The organism is Microbulbifer agarilyticus (assembly GCF_001999945.1).
Classification (GTDB): domain Bacteria; phylum Pseudomonadota; class Gammaproteobacteria; order Pseudomonadales; family Cellvibrionaceae; genus Microbulbifer; species Microbulbifer agarilyticus_A.
The window spans coordinates 2,905,001-2,928,354 of record NZ_CP019650.1 but is presented as its reverse complement, the minus strand read 5'-3'; the positions used below and the strand labels follow the sequence as shown (position 1 = coordinate 2,928,354).

General features: G+C 56.7%; 17 protein-coding genes (1 of these 17 cut by a window edge). 16 read left to right on the top strand and 1 reads right to left on the bottom strand.

Annotation, left to right across the window (positions count from 1 at the left end; all coding sequences use genetic code 11):
* Positions 1-15 precede the first annotated feature (15 nt).
* Both Mag101_RS12175 and Mag101_RS12170 read left to right on the top strand, forming a co-directional pair.
* Positions 16-3,780, top strand: coding sequence for a translocation/assembly module TamB domain-containing protein (locus Mag101_RS12175; RefSeq protein WP_198039984.1), 3,765 nt, complete (start codon positions 16-18; stop codon positions 3,778-3,780).
* A gap of 47 nt (positions 3,781-3,827) precedes the next feature.
* Positions 3,828-4,493, top strand: a complete 666-nt coding sequence (locus tag Mag101_RS12170; RefSeq protein WP_077405348.1) for a nucleotidyltransferase family protein — start codon at positions 3,828-3,830, stop codon at positions 4,491-4,493.
* Here the strand turns inward: Mag101_RS12170 and Mag101_RS12165 are convergent.
* Positions 4,384-5,268 (bottom strand): zinc-dependent peptidase, encoded by an 885-nt coding sequence (locus tag Mag101_RS12165; protein ID WP_077405345.1) that lies wholly within the window; start codon positions 5,266-5,268, stop codon positions 4,384-4,386. The genes Mag101_RS12170 and Mag101_RS12165 overlap by 110 nt on opposite strands.
* A gap of 129 nt (positions 5,269-5,397) precedes the next feature.
* Here Mag101_RS12165 and Mag101_RS12160 point away from each other — a divergent pair, with 129 nt between their 5' ends.
* The 14 genes from Mag101_RS12160 to csrA all read left to right on the top strand — a co-directional run.
* Positions 5,398-7,101, top strand: a complete 1,704-nt coding sequence (locus Mag101_RS12160; protein WP_157520354.1) for a hypothetical protein — start codon at positions 5,398-5,400, stop codon at positions 7,099-7,101.
* A 61-nt stretch (positions 7,102-7,162) separates the two neighbouring features.
* Entirely contained in the window at positions 7,163-8,539 is a 1,377-nt protein-coding gene (locus Mag101_RS12155) for an SLC13 family permease (protein WP_077405339.1), read from the top strand.
* Positions 8,540-8,784: 245 nt separating this feature from the next.
* Positions 8,785-10,947 (top strand): prolyl oligopeptidase family serine peptidase, encoded by a 2,163-nt coding sequence (locus tag Mag101_RS12150; protein ID WP_232325009.1) that lies wholly within the window; start codon positions 8,785-8,787, stop codon positions 10,945-10,947.
* 142 nt (positions 10,948-11,089) lie between these two features.
* Entirely contained in the window at positions 11,090-12,031 is a 942-nt protein-coding gene (locus Mag101_RS12145; protein ID WP_077405336.1) for a MaoC family dehydratase, read from the top strand.
* 78 nt (positions 12,032-12,109) lie between these two features.
* Positions 12,110-12,640 (top strand): CinA family protein, encoded by a 531-nt coding sequence (locus Mag101_RS12140; protein WP_077405333.1) that lies wholly within the window; start codon positions 12,110-12,112, stop codon positions 12,638-12,640.
* 177 nt (positions 12,641-12,817) lie between these two features.
* Positions 12,818-13,849 (top strand): recombinase RecA, encoded by a 1,032-nt coding sequence (recA, locus tag Mag101_RS12135; RefSeq protein ID WP_077405330.1) that lies wholly within the window; start codon positions 12,818-12,820, stop codon positions 13,847-13,849.
* Between the two features lie 26 nt (positions 13,850-13,875).
* Positions 13,876-14,382 carry a regulatory protein RecX gene (locus tag Mag101_RS12130; protein ID WP_077405326.1) on the top strand — a complete coding sequence of 169 codons (507 nt, stop codon included), beginning with the start codon at positions 13,876-13,878 and terminating at the stop codon, positions 14,380-14,382.
* Between the two features lie 205 nt (positions 14,383-14,587).
* A complete protein-coding gene (locus tag Mag101_RS12125) occupies positions 14,588-16,642 on the top strand; it encodes an amidohydrolase family protein (protein WP_077405323.1) in 2,055 nt (684 codons plus the stop codon).
* Between the two features lie 25 nt (positions 16,643-16,667).
* Positions 16,668-18,146, top strand: coding sequence for a glycerol kinase GlpK (gene glpK / locus Mag101_RS12120; RefSeq protein WP_077405321.1), 1,479 nt, complete (start codon positions 16,668-16,670; stop codon positions 18,144-18,146).
* A 177-nt stretch (positions 18,147-18,323) separates the two neighbouring features.
* Positions 18,324-18,509: a Trm112 family protein gene (locus Mag101_RS12115; RefSeq protein WP_010131836.1), complete on the top strand. Its 186-nt coding sequence runs from the start codon at positions 18,324-18,326 to the stop codon at positions 18,507-18,509.
* Between the two features lie 94 nt (positions 18,510-18,603).
* Entirely contained in the window at positions 18,604-18,966 is a 363-nt protein-coding gene (locus tag Mag101_RS12110) for a histidine triad nucleotide-binding protein (RefSeq protein ID WP_077405318.1), read from the top strand.
* A gap of 68 nt (positions 18,967-19,034) precedes the next feature.
* Complete coding sequence (alaS, locus tag Mag101_RS12105) at positions 19,035-21,647, top strand: alanine--tRNA ligase (RefSeq protein WP_077405315.1); 2,613 nt, start codon at positions 19,035-19,037, stop codon at positions 21,645-21,647.
* Between the two features lie 156 nt (positions 21,648-21,803).
* Complete coding sequence (locus Mag101_RS12100) at positions 21,804-23,042, top strand: aspartate kinase (protein ID WP_077405312.1); 1,239 nt, start codon at positions 21,804-21,806, stop codon at positions 23,040-23,042.
* Positions 23,043-23,257: 215 nt separating this feature from the next.
* Positions 23,258-23,354, top strand: partial view of a carbon storage regulator CsrA gene (gene csrA / locus Mag101_RS12095; protein WP_010131831.1) — the start only. Its footprint extends 98 nt past the window's final position; 97 of the gene's 195 nt are visible here — the first part of the coding sequence; its start codon is at positions 23,258-23,260; its stop codon lies off the right edge, out of view.

The window sequence follows — 23,354 nt, the reverse complement described above, 5'->3', positions numbered from 1 at the left end:
ATTCAAGAAGAGGGGATGCGAAGTCCACAGTGGGGCAAGTGGTATTTTGAACTGCTGCGAGTGCGCTACAAGGAGCGCACGTTGCTCGAGGGGCAGCAGCTTACACTGCACGTCGACCTATTGCCGCTGCTGCACAAGCAGATACATATTCCGGAAGTGACGGCTGAGAAACTGCTGTTTGATAACACGGTACTGCAGGCGTATCTCCAGCAGCACGCAGGGGAGGATGATGACGTTCCGCCGACACAAAGCAGCGAAATTTCCATTCCGGCAATCTGGCTGGAGAAGCTGGCGATCAATCGCCTGACGATTATTGACGAGGCCGTTGCGGGATTACCCACCGTACGGGTGGATGGACGGGCAAGTTATCAATGGCCCGGAGAGCCGTCGGCACTGTCTTTGGAGGTTGCCGAGCATCAGGGCCATCAGCTGCACCTGCGTCTCGACGGGCAGATGATATCGGAGCAACAGTACCGCTTAACGCTGTCCGCCAGTGAGCTATCCGGTGGCTTCCTCGGGCGCTTTTTACACCTTCCCGATGGGGAAGCCCTGGATGCGAAAGGTCGTGTGCTATTGCAGGTGCGTGACGAAAATAATGCGCAAGTCACTGTGGAGCAGTTTTCCTTGCCGCTGGTGAATCACCGCTTTGGTTTGCAGGGAACGGCGGAGCTGGCCCTGTCACCCTGGTCGGTCGCCACTCGCGATCTCACTTTGCGGGTGGACGATACCTACCACACCGTGCGCGGTGAGGTCGATGCTGAATCTGTTGATTTAAAGGTTCGGTTAAATCGCTTACCAGTCGCCATTTCGCAGCCGTTTCAGAATTTTCTCGAAGGGGGCTGGCTGTCGGCCAAGCTCGATATTCAGGGGCCGCTGAAGTTGCCGAATGCCAATGGCACGCTGGAACTGCGCTCTACCTTTCAATCCCAGCCGCTTCGCTTCAATGGTGAAGTGGAAACCATTGAGGACGACATTCATATCCGCAGTGCTCAACTATCACTCTCGGATGCCAAAGCTGCCGTCGCGGGTGTAGTGAACGTTAAAGGGAAATCCATTGATGTAAAGGCGTCTCTCGAACAGCTGTCGGTTGACGAGGTGCGCGAAATACTCGGGGGAATCGAGCAGACGCAAAGTGTGGAGATTCCTGAGGATATTGCCGGCACCGTCGAGCAATTGCGTGTTACCGCCAAGGGGCCGTGGGACAACCCGAATCTCGCCGTGGAAGTCACCAGCGCACTGCAGTATCGAAGCTTTGAGGTAAACGCGCAGGCACACGCCAGCGGTAACCTGGAAAGCTTTGCGGTGCAGGACTTGCTGCTGGAGGGCGAGGGACTTCGCGTAAGCGGCAGTGGTGAAGTGGCAGTGCAGAGTAAGACGTTGCAGTTGCAGCTGGATGTCGCTGCGCGGGGGCTGCAACCGGCGGAACAGTTTAATGTGCCCGTTGATCCCGGTACCCGAGTTGACCTGGATGCGGTGGTATCGGTAACCGGCCCCTGGGATAACCCCAAAATGTCTGCCCGCATTATGTCCGACGGCGAGTATCGAGATTACCGCTATCGTCTCAGAGGTGGTGCCGCCGGTAATCTGGATGCGATTACGTTCGACCGTTTGCGTCTCGATCTGTTTAGCAGTAGCGCCGGAATACCGCGCCGCTCCAATCAACAGTCTCTGCGTGTGGGTGAGGTAATCGATCCGGACGAAGAGTATCCATTGCGCCAATCTGCCGAGCGGGTAGTGGGTACCCGGGCGTTAGCGCGGGACGCAGAGCGCGCCCGCGCAGAAGGCAGCGCTTGGCTGGAACTAAACGGCGTGCTGGAGCCGAAAGCGCAGCAGGTCAATGGCAGTGTTGCCGGGCGCAACATTCCCATTGGCCTGGCGGAACTGGTGGGGGTGCCGTTGCCACTCTCCCTGAGTGGTGAATTGAGTCTGGACGGCAACTTTACCGGCCCATTCTCGTCGGTGGAAGCCAGTGTCAATGTGCTGGGTATGGGCGAGTTTCAGGGTGAGCCCTGGCAGGCGCAGGGGGATGTGAGTTATGGGCAAGCGGCCATCACCTTGTCTGAAGTGAAGTTACTCTGGGCCGATCGCAACCAGCTCTCCATCGATGGCGCCATGAGCGCCTCCGGACTCGATCTCCAGGTGAATGCGCAGGCGGTACTGGCGGACTTCAATACGTGGTTAAACGCAGATATCAGCGATACCGGTGAGCTGTCCTTGCGCGCCACCGCATCCGGTACTCCGCGCAACCCAGACCTTTCCGGTGAGCTGCGTATTACCGGGCAGGCGCCGACGTTACAGGACGATGCGCTGGTGCAAGTGCCGGTGATTCTGTCGCTGAGTTGGGAAACCGTTGCGAAAAACCTGCAGATGCAATTGGGTGCAAGCCACGGAAATCGTCAGGCGGCCAACGCCCGGGCGTCGCTCGCCATTGCCCCCATTCTTACGCAACTATTTAGCGAACAACCAGCGTCGGAACGCCCGCCTCTGCCCATTGACTTTAAGGCGGGTGGCAGTGCCGATCTGGCGGCGTTAAGTGTGCTGTATGACCCGGAGATTCATACCTTGCGGGGCAACCTGAATTTTGATTTGTCTGCCAGAGGCACCAGCAGCAAGCCCAACCTGCGCGGCAATATCAACCTGCGTGAGGGTTACTACGAACACCGCCCCAGCAATACGCGCCTGCGGCGTATTGTGTTTATTGCCGAGTTGACCCCCGGTGCCTGGCGAATTGTCGAGGCGAGTGCCCGCGACCGGGATCGAGGGCGTGTTGAATTGTCCGGGGCCGCCCGCTTTAACGCCCCGGCACCGGCGGCAATGGATTTCACTCTGTCTGCTCGCAGGGCGCGTTTGCTCAATATGCCTGGCGCCAAAGGAGCGATTAACGGTGACCTGCGTCTATCAGGTACTACCGAAGATGCCTTGCTGGCGGGCACCATTAACCTACGGCCGTTGACTGTTCAGGTGGAGCACTTTATCGGCAGCAGTGTGCCGGAAATTGACGTGATTGAGGTGGAAGTCGATGGCGGGGAAGACGAATTCACGGGGTCGAGCCTGCTGGAAAATATTGGCTTGCAGATTGAGGTTGTGCTGGACCAACAATCTGTCGTCAGGGGGTTGGGATTGGATTCTCAGCTTAAGGGAGAGGTGGACATCAGCGGCACCGCGGCCAGTCCGGAAGCGGCGGGTACCATCACCATCGTGCGCGGAAAGTTCGATTTACTCGGCAAGAAGTTTGACCTGCAGGAAGGTGAGGTGCAGTTCGAAAATAATGTGGCGGCGATTTATGTAAAAGGGGTGCACACCTATACCGACGGTGAGATTACCGCAGAAATTTCTGGCACTACGGATGATCCCAAAATCGAATTCAGTTCGAACCCGGCGGCCGCCCAGGATGAAATTTTTGCCCAGCTGTTGTTTGGCAAGTCGCTGACCGATATTTCACCGCTGCAAGCGGTGCGGTTGGTCAGCGTGGTGCGCGCTCTGCAGACTGGTGGCACCGGGTTCGACCCGTTGGCCAGCACCCGCGATCTGGTGGGGCTGGATACGCTGGACTTCGATTCGGAGGCAACGGATGAGGGGGATCAGTACTCCTTGAGTCTCGGCAAATACATTACCAGCCGGATTTATCTGGAGTTGCAGCGCAGTACCGACCCGCTCAACCCCTGGCAGGCGGAAATGCAAATTGAGCTGCGCAAAAACTTGCGCCTCGACATCAAATCCTCCGACGGTAGCGAAAGTGGTGCCGGAAGTGTGGAGCTACAGTGGAAGAAGGACTACTGACCAGCTATATAAACTGAACTCTAAAAAAAAGCGATGCGAGAAAGATAATGGAATATTCAATCGTGGTTTTGGCCGCCGGATACTCTCATCGATTTGGTACCGACAAGCGCCTGGCGAGTATTCATGGGGAGCCCATGATATTGCGCACCTTGCAGGCGGCGCTGGATGCAGCCGACAAGTTCGACGATGCGGGGGTGCAGGTAGTATTGCGCGCACGTGATACCGTACTCGGCAACGGTCTGAAAAAACTTCCTGTTCAGGTCATTCATGCGCCGGTGTGGCCGGTGAGTATCGGTACCAGCCTGGCCCATGTGGTCGAACAGTTGCAGCGGTCTGGCGCTAATCCCAAGGCGGTACTGGTTTGTTTGGGGGATATGCCGTTTGTCGAGCCGGAAACACTCACTCGCCTGATGCAGGCCGCGGAAGAAGACCGTATCTGCGTACCGGTGTGTGCCGGCACGCGCGGTTACCCGATCGCCATCGGTCGCAAATACTTGTCAGCACTGTCCCGTTTGCGCAATACCGGTATGGAAAAGGTATTGCGCATATTTGCCGATGCGGTGATTGATGTCGAGGTGGCGGACCCGGCGATCAATTGCGATATCAACCGCCCGGACGACTTCCACGCAGCAATGCGGCCGGATCTGTTCGGAAAAATTTTTGCATCTCCCGATACAGTGCCGGATGCGCCGATTCCATCGCCGTCGGAATAATAAAAAACGCCTCCGTCACTACCGCAAAGAACTCTGCAGGTGACTGGGCACCGTAGGTGTCCAGTACCGAGGGTTTTTCCCCAAGCGCTACCGCGGTTTCACTGGCGGCCAGTTCAGTACCTGCGTGCAGAGTTTGGATTCGCTGGCGCAACTCGGTGAATGCCTCGCGCATGACCGGCGCCCAAGTTTTGCCATCGGCGCTGTTCTCGAATGGTGGGCGTCCGTCCACATAGCCATCTTCTTCGTCCAGCTTGTGTGCGAATTCATGGATCGCCACATTGTGCCCCCTCTCTGGGCTCTGCAGTCCATCGATCAAGTCTCCCCAGGACAATACCACCGGACCCCGATAGTGGGCTTCGCCGGCGCGCGCACTCATATGTGACGACTGTACATGCCCATCGTGACGGGTTTCCCTGGCGACATACGCATCCGGGTACACGAGTACGGTTTTCAGGTCGGGATAGCAGTTATTGGGGCGTTCCAGCAACAGCAGGCAGGCGTGGGCGGCAATAGTTATGCGGATATCGTCGGTGATTACCTGCCCATTGCAGCCGACAAATTCCTTATCGCGCAGGAACAGGCTGATGTTCTCCTTTAGCTCCCGCTGCCTGTCTGCAGGTAAGTAGGGAAACAGGGCCAGGCGGTTCGCAAGAATACGTTCCTGCTTGGCGCTTAGGGGACGCGAGCGCAGGTAGTCGCGACGCCAGCGCTGCCACAACAAGGGGACGACCCACGCCAGTACGGCGATGAGAATTACGACGAGAAAAGCATCCACACGAAGTTCCTGCCTGTTACCTGAGTTACCGGGTCGATTATTGACCTGAGGTGAAATTCTGCGACCATGTTGCCCGCCTCTCGCTTACTGAGAAGGATTTAACAGGGTGCTTAGGGAATTTATTGGGGCATGAATACAAGGATTCAAATGCACGCGGCCGATCCGGCGGCGGAAGAGGTTTCGAGTGGGGAGCAGTGTCACCCCGCTGAGAGCGCGCAACACGATCGCTACATGATCGTGCCGCACGGGTATAGCGCCGGTGATTCGGGGCAGGTCTGGATAGCGGATTTTAACGGGCCAGAGTCCGCCTCAGATGCGCAAAGCGGGGGTGCTGTCGCTTCACCACTACGTTACTGGCTGCGGGTTGAGCCCATTGAAGGGACAGCTGCGACCCTGGCGCGGGAATCAGCCTGCCGGGATATCCCGGTTGTGTTTGATCGCTCCGCACCCGGCGTCGGGTTTACGCTGGTAACCCTCGCCTTACTTCCGGATGTACGCTACCGCCTGTCTTTGTGGCAGCAACAAGAATCGGCCCATCAATTGGCCGATGCGGAGTGCCGTGGGCGCCCTAGTACGCTTAAAGACGGCTTCAATGTCTGGTACGGAACCTGTTTTTATGGCGACGCGGACGGCGGTGCCTTGAGCAAAGCGATGGACGCGTTGCCTGCAGCGTATCGCCCCCAGGTATCCTTTCTCGGCGGTGACCAGGTTTATCTGGATACGGCATTTTCCAACACCGGTTGGGGTGCCAGTGTCATCCCCGGCTTCAGTAGCCGCAATTTTTCCCCCCTGGGTTTCCATTCCCGCAGCAAGATTCGCCGCAAGCTAAACGCAGTATTTACCGCCGAGTACCTGCGCAACTGGCGGCGCGGTTTACGCACCAAGCTGCGGCAGGGTTTTCACTATTTCCTCGCCGGCGATCACGAATTCTGGAACGACTTCCCGAATCCGCCTGGTTTCCTACCCACGCTCTGGTCGCGCAAGGTGCGTGATACCTGGCAGAGCTGTGCGCGGGACCTGTTCGACGCATACCAGCTGCCATCGGGGGCATCTTCCAGCCAGTTCGACGTGGCCGATGCATTGAAGTTCTTCGTGCTGGATACACGTCTGCAGCGTGCCAGTGGGCAGGATGCCAACTTTACCGATACCCAGACCTTTGCTGCGGCCACCACTTGGCTCAGAGAGCTGGACCGCCCCGGGGTACTGGTGCTGCCGGCGCCGCTACTGACGCGCTGGCAGTTCCGCGACGGGGGCCTGCTCAAGTCGCTGCGGGTAAAACTGGGGCTGGGGGATCATTCCCTGGCGGATACCGGGCAGTACCAGGATCTGGTACGGGCGATACGCGATTGTTCGCAGGACCTGTTGATCCTGGCGGGGGATGTGCATTTCAGTCGTCTCGCCCGTTTTGACCTGGGAGGCAAGCAGGTCGTAGAGGTGGTGTCTTCGCCGCTAGCTTGCCTTCCCAGTGCCGTTGCCGGGGCAGATCAGACTCTTGCGGTTTTCCCTGATCGTCCGACCGATCATATCCACGCTGAGGTGGAATATCTGCAGGCAGGCAGTGCCATTGGTGACGGTGGCAAGCGTGCCGCAAACAGCTGTAACAACAATTTTGTTACCCTGCGTTTCGAGCCCGGTACTGTCGACGGCGATGTGCGCGTGCAGATTTTGTGCTGGAACATCACCGGCTGCGACGCACAGCAGGCGCCTTCGGTGGATTGGGAAATGCAGGATTTGGTGTTGCGCAAACGATCGGTGGTAAATTCGGAGACAGTTCCACCGATCGCTCCCAAAGACTCTGCAACACAGACCGAAGAAATGAGTGAGCCCTGTTAGTAAAACGGGCGTATAAGGTGAGCGCCGATAGCAGAGCGTGGCGAGAACGGAAAATAAGAAAATGAATGTGCAGAAATCCTTTTTAATGCTATTGGGGCCCTTGTTCGCCGGAGCCTTCTATTTTGCGCTGTCTGCGGCGGGTATGGCGTATCTGCCCGCGGTAACCGCGGCCATTACTCTGTTGACCGTCATCTGGTGGGTGACGGAGGCCATGCCGATTCCGGCAACATCGCTGGTGCCATTTGTGCTCTTACCCCTGTTTGGGGTGTTGGATCACAAGGGCGTGGCCGCTTCGCTGGGCAGCCATGTGATCCTGTTGCTGATGGGGGCGTTTATCCTCTCCAAAGCGCTGGAGAGAAGCGGTGCTCACGAACGGCTGGCACTGTATATGCTGCGTGTAGTCGGTCTTACCAGTGGGCGGCGACTGGTGCTGGGATTCATGCTGGCGGCGGGCCTGTTGAGCATGTGGATTTCCAACACCGCCACCACCTTGATGATGCTGCCTATTGCCCTCGCGATTGCCTCCCGCACCGACAATCACCGGCTCACGGTCGCTCTGATTCTGGGTATTGCCTACGCGGCGAGTCTCGGCGGTGTGGGCAGCCCATTGGGTACACCGCCCAACGTGATCTTTATGGGTATTTACGAGGAAGTGACCGGCCGGGAGTTCAGTTTTGCCCGCTGGATGAAGATCGGATTGCCAGTGGTGTTGATCACTCTGCCGCTGATGGCACTGTGGCTCACCCGCGGGATTCATCTGCACAAGTCCCTCGAGGCGCCCAGTGTTGGCCCGTGGCGTCCGGAAGAGGCGCGCACCCTGGCGGTGTTCGGGGTGGCTATCTTGTTTTGGGTAACCCGCAATGAGCCATTTGGTGGCTGGAGTGATCTGCTGGGTGTTCCCGGCGCTGGCGATAGCACCGTTGCGCTGGCGGCGGTGGTGTTGATGTTCCTGATTCCAAACGGCAAGGGCGGGCGATTGCTGGACTGGCAAACTGCCGAGAGTATTCCCTGGGGCATGTTGCTGCTGTTTGCCGGGGGTATCGCCATCGCCAAAGGCTTCTCGGCTTCGGGCTTGAGCGACATGATGGGGCAGGGCCTGAACTTCCTCACCGCCATGCCGCTGTGGTTGATGATGATTCTGCTCTGTCTGTCGGTCACCTTCCTCACCGAGATTACCAGCAATACGGCTACTGCCACGCTGTTGATGCCGATCCTCGCGGTAGTCGCTACCAGTGCCGGGTTTGATCCCATGGTGCTGATGATTCCCGCAGCCATGTGTGCCAGCTGTGCCTTTATGCTGCCGGTGGCGACGGCCCCCAATGCCATCGCCTACGGCACCGGCAAACTGCGTATTCAGGAGATGGTCCGTGAGGGGGCCGTACTCAGTGTGCTGGCGTCGCTGATCATCGCCGGCGTCTGCTGGGTGATGTTGGTTTAGATTTAATCCGAAATAATTGATGGCAACTGAAGGATAGGGAGTTAAAAAAACCTTAAACCTTCAGTTTTGCCAGAGAATACATTGTGAGGTGTCGTTGGGTACCAATTCCTTGATTCATCTGCGGGAATTCGGTTTCCTAGGCCACTTGGTTACCTAATCGCATAGTCACTTGCATAGTTACTCGCATAGTTACTTGAGCAGTTACTCGCTTAATTATTCATTCACCAGCCGAAGGAATCTCATACGTGAAAAAAATAACCATCTTGGCGGCCGCTGGCGTATTGGCAGCTTGCTCGGGAGAGTCCCAGGACGTGGCGAAAGAGGCTGAAACAACCCAGCCTGTTGCCGCAGTGGCGTTGGCCTATCCGGAAACCCGTATGGGCGAAGTGGTAGACAGCTATTTTGACACCGAAGTGGCTGACCCTTACCGCTGGTTGGAAGACGACCGCAGTGCCGAGACCGAGGCCTGGGTGAAAGAACAGAACGCGGTAACCTTTGGCTATCTGGATCAGATCCCTTACCGGGATACCCTAAAGCAGCGCCTAGAAGCCCTGTGGAACTACGAAAAAGTGGGCTCGCCGTTCAAGGAAGGCGATTACACTTATTTCTATCGCAACGATGGTTTGCAGAACCAGTATGTAGTGTGGCGCAAGAAGGGCGACGGCGAAGCGGAAATTTTCCTCGACCCGAATACCTTCAGTGAAGATGGCACCACCTCCCTGGCGACCCTGAAATTTTCCAAAGATGGCAGTATCGCCGCTTACTCTGTATCTGAAGGCGGCAGTGACTGGCGCAAAATCTTCATTATTGATGCCGAGACCAAGGAAATCCTTGAGCAGCCGCTGGTCGACGTGAAGTTCTCCGGTATTTCCTGGAAAGGGAATGAAGGTTTTTACTATTCCAGCTACGACAAGCCCGATGGCAGTGAGCTGTCGGCAAAAACCGATCAGCACAAACTGTACTACCACAAGCTGGGCCAGCCTCAATCAGAAGATACACTGGTATTCGGCGGCACCGAGGAAGAAAAACGTCGCTACGTCTCCGGTGTAGTGACCGAAGATGATGGCTTCCTGGTAATTTCCGGAGCGACCTCCACTTCCGGCAACGACCTGTTTATTCGCGACCTCACCAAAGCGGATGCTCCGCTGGTACCCGTGCTCACCGATTTCGATTCCGACACTTATGTAATCGACAATCAGGGCAGCAAGCTGTTCCTGGTGACCAACCGCGAAGCCCCGAACAAGAAAGTAGTCACCGTGGACGCCGCCAACCCGGCGCCTGCAAATTGGCAGGACTTTATCGGTGAAACCGAAAATGTACTGACGGCCTCCACCGGCGGTGGCTATTTCTTCGCCGAGTACATGGTCGATGCGCTGTCCAAAATCTACCAGTACGACTACGACGGTGAACAAGTCCGTGAAATCGCCCTGCCGGGGCCGGGTAGTGCCTCCTCCCTGGGCGGCAAGCGTGAAGACGCCACCCTGTACTACTCCTTCACCAACTACAAAACACCTTCCACGATTTTCGCGTTTGACGTAGCCGAAGGTGAATCTGCCGTATACCGGGAGTCCGGTGCCCAGTTTGACCCATCTGCCTATGAGTCCAAGCAGGTGTTCTACACCTCCAAAGACGGCACCCGTGTGCCCATGCTGATTACCCACAAGAAAGGCCTGGAGCTGAACGGTAAAAACCCGACCATCCTGTACGGCTATGGCGGTTTCAATATCAGCCTGACGCCATCGTTCAGTATTACCAATGCAGTATGGATGGAGCTTGGTGGTGTCTACGCAGTGCCCAATCTGCGCGGTGGTGGTGAGTACGGCAAGCGCTGGCACGACGCCGGTACTAAGCTGCAGAAGCAGAATGTATTCGATGACTTTATCGCCGCCGGTGAATTCCTGATCGATCAGGGTTACACCTCCAGCGATTATCTGGCGATTCGCGGTGGCTCCAACGGCGGCCTGCTGGTGGGTGCGGTAATGACTCAGCGTCCCGAGCTGGTTCAGGTGGCACTGCCTGCCGTGGGCGTAATGGATATGCTGCGTTACCACACCTTTACTGCCGGCGCCGGTTGGGCCTACGACTACGGTACCGCGGAAGAGAGTGCAGAAATGTTCCAGTACCTGAAAGGGTATTCCCCGGTACATAACGTACAGCAGGGCACCGAGTATCCAGCGACCCTGGTGACCACTGCCGATCACGATGACCGTGTTGTGCCGGCGCACTCCTTCAAGTTCGCCGCCGAGCTGCAGAGCAAGCAGGCAGGCGCTGCGCCGACCCTGATCCGTATCGAAACCAACGCTGGCCATGGCGCCGGTACCCCGGTCTCGAAGATCATCGAGCAGTACGCGGACATCTTCGGCTTTACCCTGTTCAATATGGGTGTCTCCGAGCTTCCGGAGAGCTGATCGCCGGACTGCTTGTCATCGTTTCGGCATCTATGACAGGTAGTATTTGGCAAATAGCATAGTGAGCCGGGCAGAGTGGCGTGACCGAATGGTCTCTAGCTAGCCACTCTGGCCCGGGTTATTATCTGGAGCCATCAGATTTATGCCGAGATTTATCCCTGTGCCCAAGGCAAACCACCGACCACCCCCCCTTCATATCGAGCTCAATGCCCGTCCGGCGGTATTGCCGTTGTACTTCCGCGCCCTGACTGCGCGTAAAAAGCGTACTACCCAGGCACACAATTCCTCCGTTCTGGCCAGCGTTAGCCTGCGTGAGCAGCGGGTGGATCGCGAGCGCGTACGCGCCTACTGCGATGTATGTGGCTTTGCCGCGGGGACTGATCTGCCGGCCACTTACCCGTTTGTGCTGGCCATGCCTCTGCACTTAAAGCTGCTTGTCTCTGATGCCTTTACCTTCCCGGTCCTCGGCATGGTGCATCTACGCAACCAGATTACCCAGCACCGCCCGATCCAGGTTGAGGAGTCCATGGATATCCACTGTGATTTGCTGGCACCGGTGCCGGTAAAGCGCGGTTATGAGTTTGCCCTGGTGACCCGGGTTAAGGTGGGGGATGAGCTGGTATGGGAGTGCGAGAGCGCCATGCTGGTGCGAGGTAAGCACGCCGACAAGGACGCCCCGAAGCACGCGAATCTGGCGCCATTCCCTCAGGATATGCCCGATATGGCAGGGGCTTCGAGCATCCCCTGGTCCATTTCCGAGGCAGCAGGGCGCAGTTATGCCAAAGTCTCTGGCGATTGGAACCCCATTCATCTGTTCGCCTCATCGGCGCGCCTGTTCGGATTCTCCAGCGCGATCGTGCACGGTATGTGGACGAAGGCCGCATGTCTCGCTGCCCTGGAATCTAAAACGGGTGAACGGGGTTTGCCGGCTGCCTTCCGCATGAGTGTAGAGTTCAAGCGCCCGGTGTTACTGCCTGCGTCCGCACAATTCCTCTACACTCGAGGCGACGGCGGCACCGGTTTCCGGGTCCAGGATCAGAGTGGCAAGACCTTGTATCTCAACGGGCAGTTGCAACCGCTATAGTCGCTATTACTTCGGGGAGATGTATCTGAGCCCCAATTTGCATTCAATTTGTTCAGAGCGTTTGGAAAAGGATATCTGGTGAAAGACCGCGCAGCGCAGCAACTATCCCTGGCCAAAAACCTGGCAATCGAACTGGGAGCGGAGTTGACCCGCCTGGAGTGGAAGGTGACCACCGCTGAATCCTGTACCGGCGGCGCCATTGCCGCGGCAATTACGTCTGTTGCAGGTTCGTCGGGGTGGTTTGATGGTGCACTGGTGTCATACGCCGACCGTATCAAGCGCGGGTTTTTGGGAGTCGATCAGCGCGCGCTGGACACCGATGGCGCCGTCAGTGAAACGGTTGTACGGCAGATGGCTGTGGGGGTGCTGAATCGCCTGGATGCCAATGTTTCTGTGGCGGTCAGTGGTATTGCCGGACCGGACGGGGGCAGCGAAGAAAAGCCCGTTGGTACCGTGTGGATCGCCTGGGCCCATGGCGAGGGGCAGGAGCCTCTGGAAGTAAAGGCCCTGTGCATGCAGTTTGGCGGCAGTCGCGCAGAAGTCCAGGCGCAGACCGTGGTAACGGCACTGGAGGGGCTGCTGGCGATCACGAAAAGCCATACCGACTGACCAGAGTTGGCACCAGTGTCTCGTTGTTTCCGCACAAAATTTAGCCGCTTCGAAACGAATACCGATCATTCCCGATTACTGGTTGCTTATACAGTAATTTTTCTCTAAGCTCCTCCCCCAATAGCAGTATCAATTGCAGTATTTCTCACCAATTTTCAGGTACACATGGGAAGGGTCATGGATTCCAATAAAGACAAGGCTTTACAGGCGGCGCTGTCTCAGATCGAGCGTCAGTTCGGCAAAGGCACCGTTATGCGCATGGGAGACAAGGAGCGCGAGCGTATCCCTGCAATCTCCACCGGTTCCCTGGGACTGGACGTAGCCTTGGGCATTGGCGGCCTGCCACGTGGACGTATTGTCGAGATCTACGGCCCGGAATCTTCCGGTAAAACCACCCTGACCCTGCAGGTGATCGCGGAAGCGCAGCGCAATGGCGGTACCTGTGCATTCGTCGATGCGGAACACGCGCTGGACCCGATTTACGCGGAAAAGCTCGGCGTAAACGTAGACGAGTTGATCGTATCCCAGCCGGACACCGGTGAGCAGGCGCTGGAAGTGGCCGACATGCTGGTGCGCTCTGGCGCGGTAGACGTATTGATTGTCGACTCCGTAGCGGCACTGACACCGCGTGCGGAAATCGAAGGCGAAATGGGTGATTCTCACGTTGGCCTGCAAGCCCGCCTGATGTCCCAGGCCCTGCGTAAACTCACCGGTAACATCAAAAACACCAACACCCTGTGTGTGTTTATCAACCAGATTCGTATGAAGATCGGTGTGATGTTCGGTTCCCCGGAAACCACCACCGGTGGTAACGCACTCAAGTTCTACTCCTCTGTACGCCTGGATATCCGTCGTATCGGTGCCGTAAAAGAGGGCGACGAAGTGGTTGGTAACGAGACCCGCGTTAAGGTCGTAAAGAACAAGGTTGCGCCGCCTTTCAAGCAGACCGAGTTCCAAATCATGTACGGCCAGGGTATTAACCTGATTGGTGAAATTATCGACTACGGCGTGAAGCTGGGACTGGTGGATAAAGCCGGTGCCTGGTACAGCTACAAGGGCGATAAGATTGGCCAGGGTAAGGCCAATGCGGTGAAGTTCCTCAAGGAAAACGTGGATATCCGCAATGAAATTGAAGGCCTGCTGCGTTCCCAGCTGCTCGGCGATATAACGCCGGTTGCTGAAGACGCTGAGGAAGTATCAGAGGGCTGATTTTAGTCCCTGTATTATTTACTTCAGTGTTTTCCACTCCCGACCCCGCTCAGGCGCTTTTCACCGCAGCGCTTGAGCTGCTATCCCGACGCGATCACTCGCGTCGGGAGCTCACTCAAAAGCTCTCACCAAAATTCCCCGATGCGGATTTTTCAGCCCTGTTCCTGCGGCTGGAAGAACTCAACTATCAATCCGACCAGCGCTTTGCGGAGATGTTTGCCCGCTCACGGGTACAGCGTGGCCACGGCCCCCTGCGTATCCGTCAGGATTTACAGCAGCGCGGTATCCCCAACAGTATGGCGACAAGCGCGATCGACACCCTCGATACAGACTGGTTCGAATTGGCCTACTCAGTGTTGCAGCGTAAGTTTGCCGGTCGCGGTGCGGTGGCAAACCTGAAGCGCGAGCATCAGATGCGCGAACGCGCTCGGCGCCAACGCTTTCTGGCATACCGCGGCTTCTCGGCAGATGCCATCGGTTATGCGTTGGATACCTTAGAGCGTGAAGCTCGATGCGGTGATGGCCTGATTTGAACCGGTATGCACCCGTGGCCATGCCAGAAAGCCGCATCCATCTCGGCTGAGTCCTCTCTAAGTTCCCGCCAGGCCGGCCTTGTCGAGCCACATTGACTCGCCAAAATGCCAAATACATACTTTGGGAACGTCCGGACGACCCGCAATGGGCTTTCCGAAAATGATTATGCAATGCTGTCCCAATAACGATTACAGAGGACTTTCCATGCGCACATTAACCACCTGCCTATTCCTGCTTGCTCTGTTTGGCTGCTCAAAGCCGGCAGATGAAGTCGCGGGAACGAAAAAAGACGTAACTGAAGAAACCTATTCTGTCATGTTTGGTGGTACGAAAGTGGGGGATATGACTGTTGTTCACACCGGCAATCAACTACAGATTGAGTTTGGCTTCAGTAACAATGGCCGCGGTGCGAGTAGTCAGGAAACGCTGGTATTGGGCGAAGGCAACGTGCCCACCGAGTGGAAAATCACCGGGAAAACCACTTTTGGTAATGCGGTGGACGAAGAGTATATACGTACCGAGGGTACCGCACGCTGGCGTTCCGCATCCGGTGAGGGGCAAGCAGATGTAACCGCAAACCCGATCTATATTGCACAAAACGCTAGCCCTTACTCTCTGTTTTTGTATACCCAAGCGGTGCTGGAATCTGGCCGCGATAGCTATCCGGCTCTGCCGGCGGGTGATCTGGTTGTGACACCCAAGCGGGAGCTGCAATTAAAAGGCGAAAGTAAAGATCTCAGTGCCACCATGTACGCGGTGGGCGGCATCGATATGGATCCACAATACCTGGTGCTGGATGAGCAGCAGGAACTCGTTGCAATTGTGTCCCCGCGGGCGGCATTTATTCGCCAGGGATTGGAGGGTGAGGAAAAACGCTTGCGAGAGCTGGCTGCATCACTGAACGCCGCCAGGTTTGAAGAAATTGCCAGTCGGGTCACCCATCAGTACCAACAGCCGGTGCGGGTAAATAACGTCCGCGTCTTCGACCCCAAGGCACTTGGGCTCACTCAGCCTGTGTCTGTGTTGGTTAAAGACGGAGTCATCGTGGCGATTGACGATGTCCAGGCCGAGCAAAACCTAGGCGAAGTCATGATTGATGGTGAGGGCGGCACTCTGGTAGCTGGTCTCTACGAAATGCACGGCCATATGAGTGACAACGATGCGCTGCTAAACGTGATTGCCGGTGTGACCTCCGTACGCGATATGGGTAATGAGTCGGATGTACTGGAGTCACTGATAGAAAAAATCGATAGCGGGCAATTGATTGGTCCCCGCATTATCAAGAGTGGTTTTATCGAAGGCGTTAGTGAATACAGTAATTCAACCGGTGAATTGGCACCCACCAAAGAAGACGCTTTGCAGCTAGTGCGTGATTACGCGGCCAAAGATGGCTACACGCAGATCAAAATTTACAGCTCGATGAATGGCGAGTGGATCCCGGATGTTGCCAAAGAAGCACATAAACTGGGATTGCGGGTTGCCGGCCATATCCCCGCGTTTTATACCGCCGATCAGATGATTGAGGCTGGCTACAATGAGATCACTCATATTAACCAGTTGATGTTGGGTTGGGTGCTGACCCCAGAAGAGGACACGCGCACCTTGTTCCGTATTACGGGGATGAAGCGTTTTGTCGACCTGGATTTAACCAGCGACAAAGTGGCCAAGACCCTGGAGATGATGGTTGAAAACGACATTGCGCTTGATCCAACTACGGTGATTCACGAACTTGGCATGACGTCGAGAAATGGAATCACTCGCCAGGGCGCGCTGGATTACATCGAAAATATGCCAGTGAGCGTGCAGCGCCGCGCCAAGGTTGCCATGTTGAATGTGGCAGATGACGCGGAAGACCAGGCATACAAGGCGGCTTATCAAAAAATCATCGATACTCTGGCACTGATGCATCAAAAGGGCATCTTGCTGGTGCCTGGTACCGATCTCGGTGGGGCCTTTGAACAACACCGCGAACTGGAGCTGTTCCAGGAGTTTGGTATGAGTGCTGCGGAAGCATTAAAGCGCGGCACCTATGATATGGCAGAGTATCTGGGGCATGGCAATACGCTCGGGAGTATTGAAGTTGGCAAACAGGCAGACTTCTTCCTGGTACCTGGCGACCCTACTCAGGATCTAAAGGCAATAAAAACCATCTCGATGGTGACCACTAATGGCAAGTTTTTCTATCCAACGGAAGTGTATCCGGAGTTTGGGGTCAAGCCATTTACCCGTGTGCCCGCGGTAAAAGAGGCGTCACTTTAATAGAGGACAACGGCAAGGAGCGCCCATGATTCTCTCTATTGACCAGGGTACCACCGGTACCACGGCTTTCGTCTTCGACCGCGACGGCAACCTGCGCGGACGCAGTTACTCGGAATTTTCCCAGTACTACCCGCAACCGGGCTGGGTGGAGCACGATGCCAGTGAAATCTGGCAGGTCACGCTCAAGGTGTGTGCTGCGGCCATTAAGCGGGCCGGTATCGAGCCCTCTGAGCTGTCAGCACTGGGTATCACCAACCAGCGCGAAACAACGGTGCTGTGGGACCGCGCAACCGGTGAGCCGGTGCATCGGGCGATTGTGTGGCAGTGCCGCCGCTCTGCGAGTATTTGTCGGGAGTTGCGCAATGCCGGCGCCGAGCCCATGGTGCGGGCTAAAACCGGGTTGCTGCTGGATGCCTATTTTTCCGCCAGCAAGCTGCGCTGGATTTTTCGCGAATCCCCGGAGCTCCATCGCCGGGCGGAAGCCGGCGAGCTCTGCTTCGGCACCATCGATAGCTGGCTTATCTGGTGCTTTACCGGTGGGCGCCAGCATCTCACCGACCACACCAACGCCTGCCGTACCTTGCTCTACGATCTCGATCGCCGCCAGTGGGACAGGGAGCTGCTGCGGATGTTTGATTGCCCGGCCGCGATCTTGCCGGAGATCCGGCCTTCCGCAGGCAGCTTTGGTACCACCGATCCCGCCGCGTTTCTCGGTGCGTCAGTACCCATCGCCGGGGTGGCAGGTGATCAGCAGTCGGCACTCTATGGGCAGGGATGTTTCGAGCCCGGCACCATGAAGAATACCTACGGTACCGGTTGTTTTTTACTTGCCAGCGCCGGCCAGGAGCGCCCGTTAGTTCCGGAGGGCATGCTGACCACCATCGGCTGTGATGCCAAGGGGATGCCCCAGTTTGTGATTGAGGGTGCGGTGTTCAATGCCGGTGCGGCGGTGCAATGGCTGCGGGATGATCTCGGCATCATCCACCAGGCGGCAGAATCTGAAAAAGTGGCGCAGGAAATCCCCAATACACGGGGTGTCTATATGGTGCCGGCCTTCAGTGGCCTGGGGGCTCCCTATTGGGATGCCGATGCGCGCGGGGCCATATTTGGCCTGTCGCGGGGCGCCGGGCGCGCCGAGATTGTCCGCGCGACGCTCGAATCCATCGCTTACCAGAGTCACGAGCTGGCTGAGCTTATGGCGCGCACCCTTGGGGTTGAGCTCGAGTGTTTGCGGGTCGACGGCGGTGCGAGCGCCAACAACTTCCTGATGCAATTCCAGGCGGATATTTCCGGCCTGCGGATCGAACGCCCCCGCCAGATCGAGTCCACCGCGGTTGGGGCGGCGCTGCTCGCCGGAATTGGGGCGGGAATCTGGCAGAGTGAGTCGTTGCCGGCGTCACTGCAGGATATCGAGCAGGATTTTCTGCCGCAGATGTCTCCCCAGACACGTCAGGGCCTTCTCGCGGGGTGGCGCAACGCTGTCTCCGCCTGCCGCCACTTCTAGGCATCTCTCCACCGTATCTACCCCCGCCGGTAGACTGCGCGGGGGATTTCTCCCCTCAGTCGTGAAAACACCGAAAAAGCGTTGTACCATACGCGGTCATTTTTGGCCCTCCAAGGCCCCAGAGAGTCCCGTGAGTCGGGTTCTGGGGCGCCATCCGAGTGTTATTCCGAGATAGAAATGGACAAGAAATTACTGAGTTTGTTGGTTTGCCCCGTCAGCAAGGCCCCTCTTGAATATCACGAAGAAACCCAGGAGCTGGTGTGCAAGGCAAGCGGCCTGGCGTACCCGATTCGCGACGGCATTCCAGTGATGTTGGAGTCTGAAGCCCGTCCCCTTACTACGGACGAGAAGCTGGCCAAGTAACACCTAGTGGTGACCGCCTAGGTGGTATAGGCGGAGTTTGCGCCGGGTTTCGGTGCAGTGCGCATATGCCAAGGAAGAGCAGGGCGGGACGAGCATGGAAGATGTCAGTGTATTCAGCCGGATTATTGCCGGAGAGCTGCCGGCGCGGCGGCTGTATGAAGATGAGCACTGTATCGTCATCGAGGACCGGGCACCGCAGGCACCAACGCATCTGCTGATCATCCCCCGTAAACCGCTGGTGAGCGTGGCAGACGCACGCGAAGAAGATGTACCACTGCTCGGTCATCTTATGTGGGTAGCATCGCAAATGGCCGAGCGCCTGCATTTGGAAGATGGGTTTCGGCTGGTGGTCAACAATGGCCGCGGTGCTGGCCAGACGGTGTTCCACTTACACATACATTTACTCGCGCAGCGCAAGCTGCCCGAGGCAGGGCTCGCTGAAGGCCTGCAAGACTGATTGAATAGTTGGTTCCGGAGCGATCCAGGGCTGACAAGAATTTACTGACGATTTGGAAGCAGCCTGTAATGAAGAGTGCACAGATACGCGAAGCATTTCTAAACTATTTCGCCGAGCAGGGACACACTCGTGTGCCCTCCAGCTCGCTGGTGCCGGGCGATGACCCGACCCTGCTGTTCACAAATGCGGGCATGGTGCAGTTCAAAGATACCTTCCTGGGGCAGGAGTCTCGCCCATACGTTCGCGCCGCCAGCTCACAGCGCTGTGTGCGCGCCGGTGGTAAGCATAACGACCTGGAAAACGTGGGCTACACCGCGCGTCACCACACCTTCTTTGAAATGCTGGGTAACTTCAGCTTCGGCGATTACTTCAAGCGCGAAGCGATCAAGTTTGCTTGGGAATTCCTGACCAAGGAATTGAAGCTTCCGGAAGAGCGCCTGTGGGTGACCGTGCACATCAGCGATGATGAGGCGGCGGATATCTGGCTGAAAGAAATGGGTGTAAGTGCCGAGCGCTTCTCTCGCCTTGACGAAGACAACTTCTGGCAGATGGGGGATACCGGACCTTGCGGTCCCAGCTCCGAGATCTTCTACGACCACGGCGCAGATGTGCCCGGTGGCCCCCCCGGATCTGAAAATGACGATCTCGACCGCTATATCGAGATTTGGAATCTGGTTTTCATGCAATTCGAGCGCTCCGCCGACGGCGAATTGCATCCGCTGCCCAAACCCTCCGTGGATACCGGTATGGGCCTCGAGCGTATCGCGGCAGTAATGCAGGGCGTGCACTCCAATTACGAAATTGACCTGTTCCAGGCGCTGCTGAACGCGGCAGGCAAGGTCGTTGGCTGTGCCAACACCGAAGAGAAGTCCCTGCGTGTCATCGCGGACCACATTCGCTCCTGCTCCTTCCTCATTGCCGATGGTGTAATGCCGTCCAACGAAGGCCGTGGCTTTGTATTGCGTCGGATCATTCGCCGCGCGGTGCGCCATGGACACAAGCTGGGCCACAAAGACATTTTCTTCTACAAGCTGGTCGCCGCACTGGTTGCGGAAATGGGCGATGCCTACCCCGAGCTGAAAGAAAAACAGTCCGTAATCGAAAACGCCCTGCGCAAGGAAGAAGAGCAGTTCGCCAAGACCCTGGATAAGGGGCTGGCGTTGCTAGACGAAGCACTGGCTTCCCTCGAAGGGGCGCAAATTCCCGGTGAACTGGTGTTCACCCTGCACGATACCTACGGCTTCCCCACCGACCTGACCCAAGATATTGCTCGCGAACGTGGTTTGACGCTGGATATGGCAGGCTATGAAAAAGCCATGAATGCCCAGCGTGAGCGCGCTCGCGCAGCGGGTAAGTTCAAGCAGGACTACACCGATACCGTCGAGCTGGACGGGGCCACCGAGTTCCTCGGTTACGACCGCGTCACCGAGCAGGGTAATGTGGTTGCCATTATTAAAGATGGCGAACTTGTCGATCGCATTGAGGAAGGCGAGTCTGCAGCCATCGTGCTCGACCGCACTCCGTTTTACGCGGAATCCGGTGGTCAGGTAGGTGACAGTGGTTACCTGCAGTCCGAGTCTGGCCGCTTTGAAGTAGCCGACTGTGTTAAGCACGGGGCCAATCACCTGCATCAGGGCAAGTTGCTCTCCGGTAGTCTGGCCGTCGATGAAGCGGTAACGGCAGAAGTTGCCGGCGATGTGCGCCAATCCACCGCGCTAAACCACTCCGCCACGCACTTGCTGCATGCTGCATTGCGCAAAGTGCTGGGTGAGCACGTGACCCAGAAGGGCTCCCTGGTGGATTCAGAGCGTCTGCGTTTCGACTTTTCTCATCCGGAAGCAGTCACCAGCAAACAGCTGCGTGCGATTGAAGCGCTGGTAAACAGTCAGATCCGCGCAAACACCGCGGTGGAAACGGAAGAGACCGATATCGAAACCGCGAAAGCCAAAGGTGCAATGGCGTTGTTTGGTGAAAAGTACGGCGACTCCGTGCGCGTGTTGACCATGGGTGAGCGCACCGATGGAGGTGCTTTCTCCGTAGAGCTGTGTGGCGGTACACACGTTGAGCGCACCGGCGACATCGGCCTGCTGCGTATCGTTGCCGAAAGTGGAATTGCCTCCGGTCAACGTCGTATTGAAGCGGTCACCGGCGCCCACGCACTGGCACTGTTTGATCTGGCCCAGCAGCGTCTTGATCACGCGGCTGCGCTGCTTAAAGCGCGCCCGGAAAATCTTGGTGAGAAGGTTGAACAGCTGATCGCCAGCAATCGCAAGTTGGAAAAAGATCTGGCGAATATGAAGACCCGCCTCGCCAGTGGTGCAGGTGGTGACCTGACCAGCCAGGCCGTAGAAGTTGCGGGCGTTAAATTGCTGGCGGCCTCTATTGATGGCGCCGATGCGAAGTCGCTGCGGGACCTGGCCGACCAGCTGAAAAACAAATTGGGCAGTGGTGTGCTGCTGCTTGCCGCACCGGGTGAAGAGAAAGTTGCCTTGGTCGCCGTAGTGACTAAGGACCTTACGGGCCGACTGGCAGCCGGTGATTTGATGCGTTTTGCCGCGGGCGAGCTGGGCGGTAAGGGCGGTGGTCGCCCGGATATGGCGCAGGGCGGTGGTACCGATGTGTCCGCGCTGCCCGCGCTGATAAAAACTATCCCGGATTGGGTGAAAAACAATATCAAATGAAACTAACAGCCAATTATTCCGGAGTTCGCAAGCTTGTCGAATTTTTTCTGGGTTAGTTTGTCTGTTTTCAGTTGATTTGCCCGCGGTTTGGTGATTAAGTGCGCGGCACCCGCGGATTTGGTACCGCGTAGCAAGGTAGTAAGGAACACTAGAACGATGAGTTTGTTCGTACAGAAATACGGCGGCACCTCAGTAGGCTCCATTGAGCGAATTGAGGCCGTTGCCGATAAAGTGGCCGGGTTCAAAGCCCAGGGGCACGATATGGTTGTTGTTCTTTCCGCGATGAGCGGCGAGACCAATCGCCTGATCGGCCTGGCGAGCCAGATTCAGGAAAATCCTGACCCCCGGGAAATGGATGTACTGGTATCCACCGGCGAGCAGGTGACCATTGCGCTGTTGAGCATGGCACTGAAGAAGCGCGGTTACGACGCGTGTTCCTACACGGGCGGTCAGGTAAAAATTCTTACGGACAATGCGCATACCAAAGCGCGTATTCAAAGTATCGATGTGGAGCGCATGCGCCGGGATCTCGATTCCGGCAAGGTCGTCGTAGTCGCCGGTTTCCAGGGTGTGGATGAGGAAGGCAACATTACTACCCTGGGGCGTGGTGGCTCCGATACCACTGGTGTCGCCCTGGCCGCGGCCCTGGATGCGACCGAGTGCCAGATTTATACCGACGTTGACGGTGTGTACACCACCGACCCCCGGGTTGTAGACAGCGCTCGCCGACTGGACCGCATTACCTTTGAAGAAATGCTGGAAATGGCGAGCCTGGGCTCCAAGGTTTTACAAATTCGTGCGGTTGAGTTCGCCGGCAAATACAAAGTACCGCTGCGGGTACTCTCTACGTTTGATGAGGGTAACGGCACACTGATTAGTCTGGATGAGGAAGACAACGATATGGAACAGCCTGTAGTCTCCGGCATTGCGTTCAACCGTGACGAGGCAAAACTGACAATCCGTGGTGTACCCGATACCCCCGGCGTTGCCTGTCGTATCCTGGGCCCGGTTGGTGCGGCCAATATCGAAGTTGACGTTATCGTTCAGAACATCAGCGCCATTGACGGTACTACTGACTTTACCTTTACCGTACACCGCAATGATGCAGGCAAGGCACAGGGCGTACTCCAGCGCGTAGCCGACGAGTTGGGTGCTCGTGAAGTTATCTCGGATGACAATATCGCCAAGGTATCCATCGTAGGTGTCGGTATGCGCTCCCACGCCAATGTGGCATCGCGTATGTTTGAAGCGTTGGGTCAGGACAATATCAACATTCAGATGATCACCACCTCCGAAATCAAGATCTCGGTCATTATCGATGAGCGCTATCTCGAGCTGGCGGTACGTGCGTTGCACAGCGCTTTTGAGTTGTCCGAATCCAGGATCGCCGACTGATTATAACTAAAGTGAAGGATCTTCCAGGTAACCATAACAATTCGGTTGCTTGGCGTGTGGTACGACCTATTGAGATTTTCCGCGTCTGGACGATACTGAATAAAGTGACGGACAAGATTCTCGGTTTGTGGCCTTCTCGGGTTATTATGATCCAAGGTGCGGACCAGGGATAACCGGTCGTACCAAATCACAGGATGATCAAGGAGATGTAGGTAATGTTAATTTTAACCCGCCGTATCGGTGAAACGCTGATGGTTGGTGACAATGTGACGGTTACCGTATTGGGTGTGAAAGGCAACCAGGTACGTATCG

Bases quoted from the DNA above. Each gene is read 5' to 3' on its own strand.
- glpK (WP_077405321.1), top strand. From the start codon at position 16,668: ATGATTCTCTCTATTGACCAGGGTACCACCGGTACCACGGCTTTCGTC.
- Mag101_RS12175 (WP_198039984.1), top strand. From the start codon at position 16: ATGCGAAGTCCACAGTGGGGCAAGTGGTATTTTGAACTGCTGCGAGTG.
- Mag101_RS12115 (WP_010131836.1), top strand. From the start codon at position 18,324: ATGGACAAGAAATTACTGAGTTTGTTGGTTTGCCCCGTCAGCAAGGCC.
- recA (WP_077405330.1), top strand. From the start codon at position 12,818: ATGGATTCCAATAAAGACAAGGCTTTACAGGCGGCGCTGTCTCAGATC.
- Mag101_RS12125 (WP_077405323.1), top strand. From the start codon at position 14,588: ATGCGCACATTAACCACCTGCCTATTCCTGCTTGCTCTGTTTGGCTGC.
- Mag101_RS12170 (WP_077405348.1), top strand. From the start codon at position 3,828: ATGGAATATTCAATCGTGGTTTTGGCCGCCGGATACTCTCATCGATTT.
- Mag101_RS12155 (WP_077405339.1), top strand. From the start codon at position 7,163: ATGAATGTGCAGAAATCCTTTTTAATGCTATTGGGGCCCTTGTTCGCC.
- Mag101_RS12100 (WP_077405312.1), top strand. From the start codon at position 21,804: ATGAGTTTGTTCGTACAGAAATACGGCGGCACCTCAGTAGGCTCCATT.
- alaS (WP_077405315.1), top strand. From the start codon at position 19,035: ATGAAGAGTGCACAGATACGCGAAGCATTTCTAAACTATTTCGCCGAG.
- Mag101_RS12145 (WP_077405336.1), top strand. From the start codon at position 11,090: ATGCCGAGATTTATCCCTGTGCCCAAGGCAAACCACCGACCACCCCCC.
- Mag101_RS12160 (WP_157520354.1), top strand. From the start codon at position 5,398: ATGAATACAAGGATTCAAATGCACGCGGCCGATCCGGCGGCGGAAGAG.
- Mag101_RS12110 (WP_077405318.1), top strand. From the start codon at position 18,604: ATGGAAGATGTCAGTGTATTCAGCCGGATTATTGCCGGAGAGCTGCCG.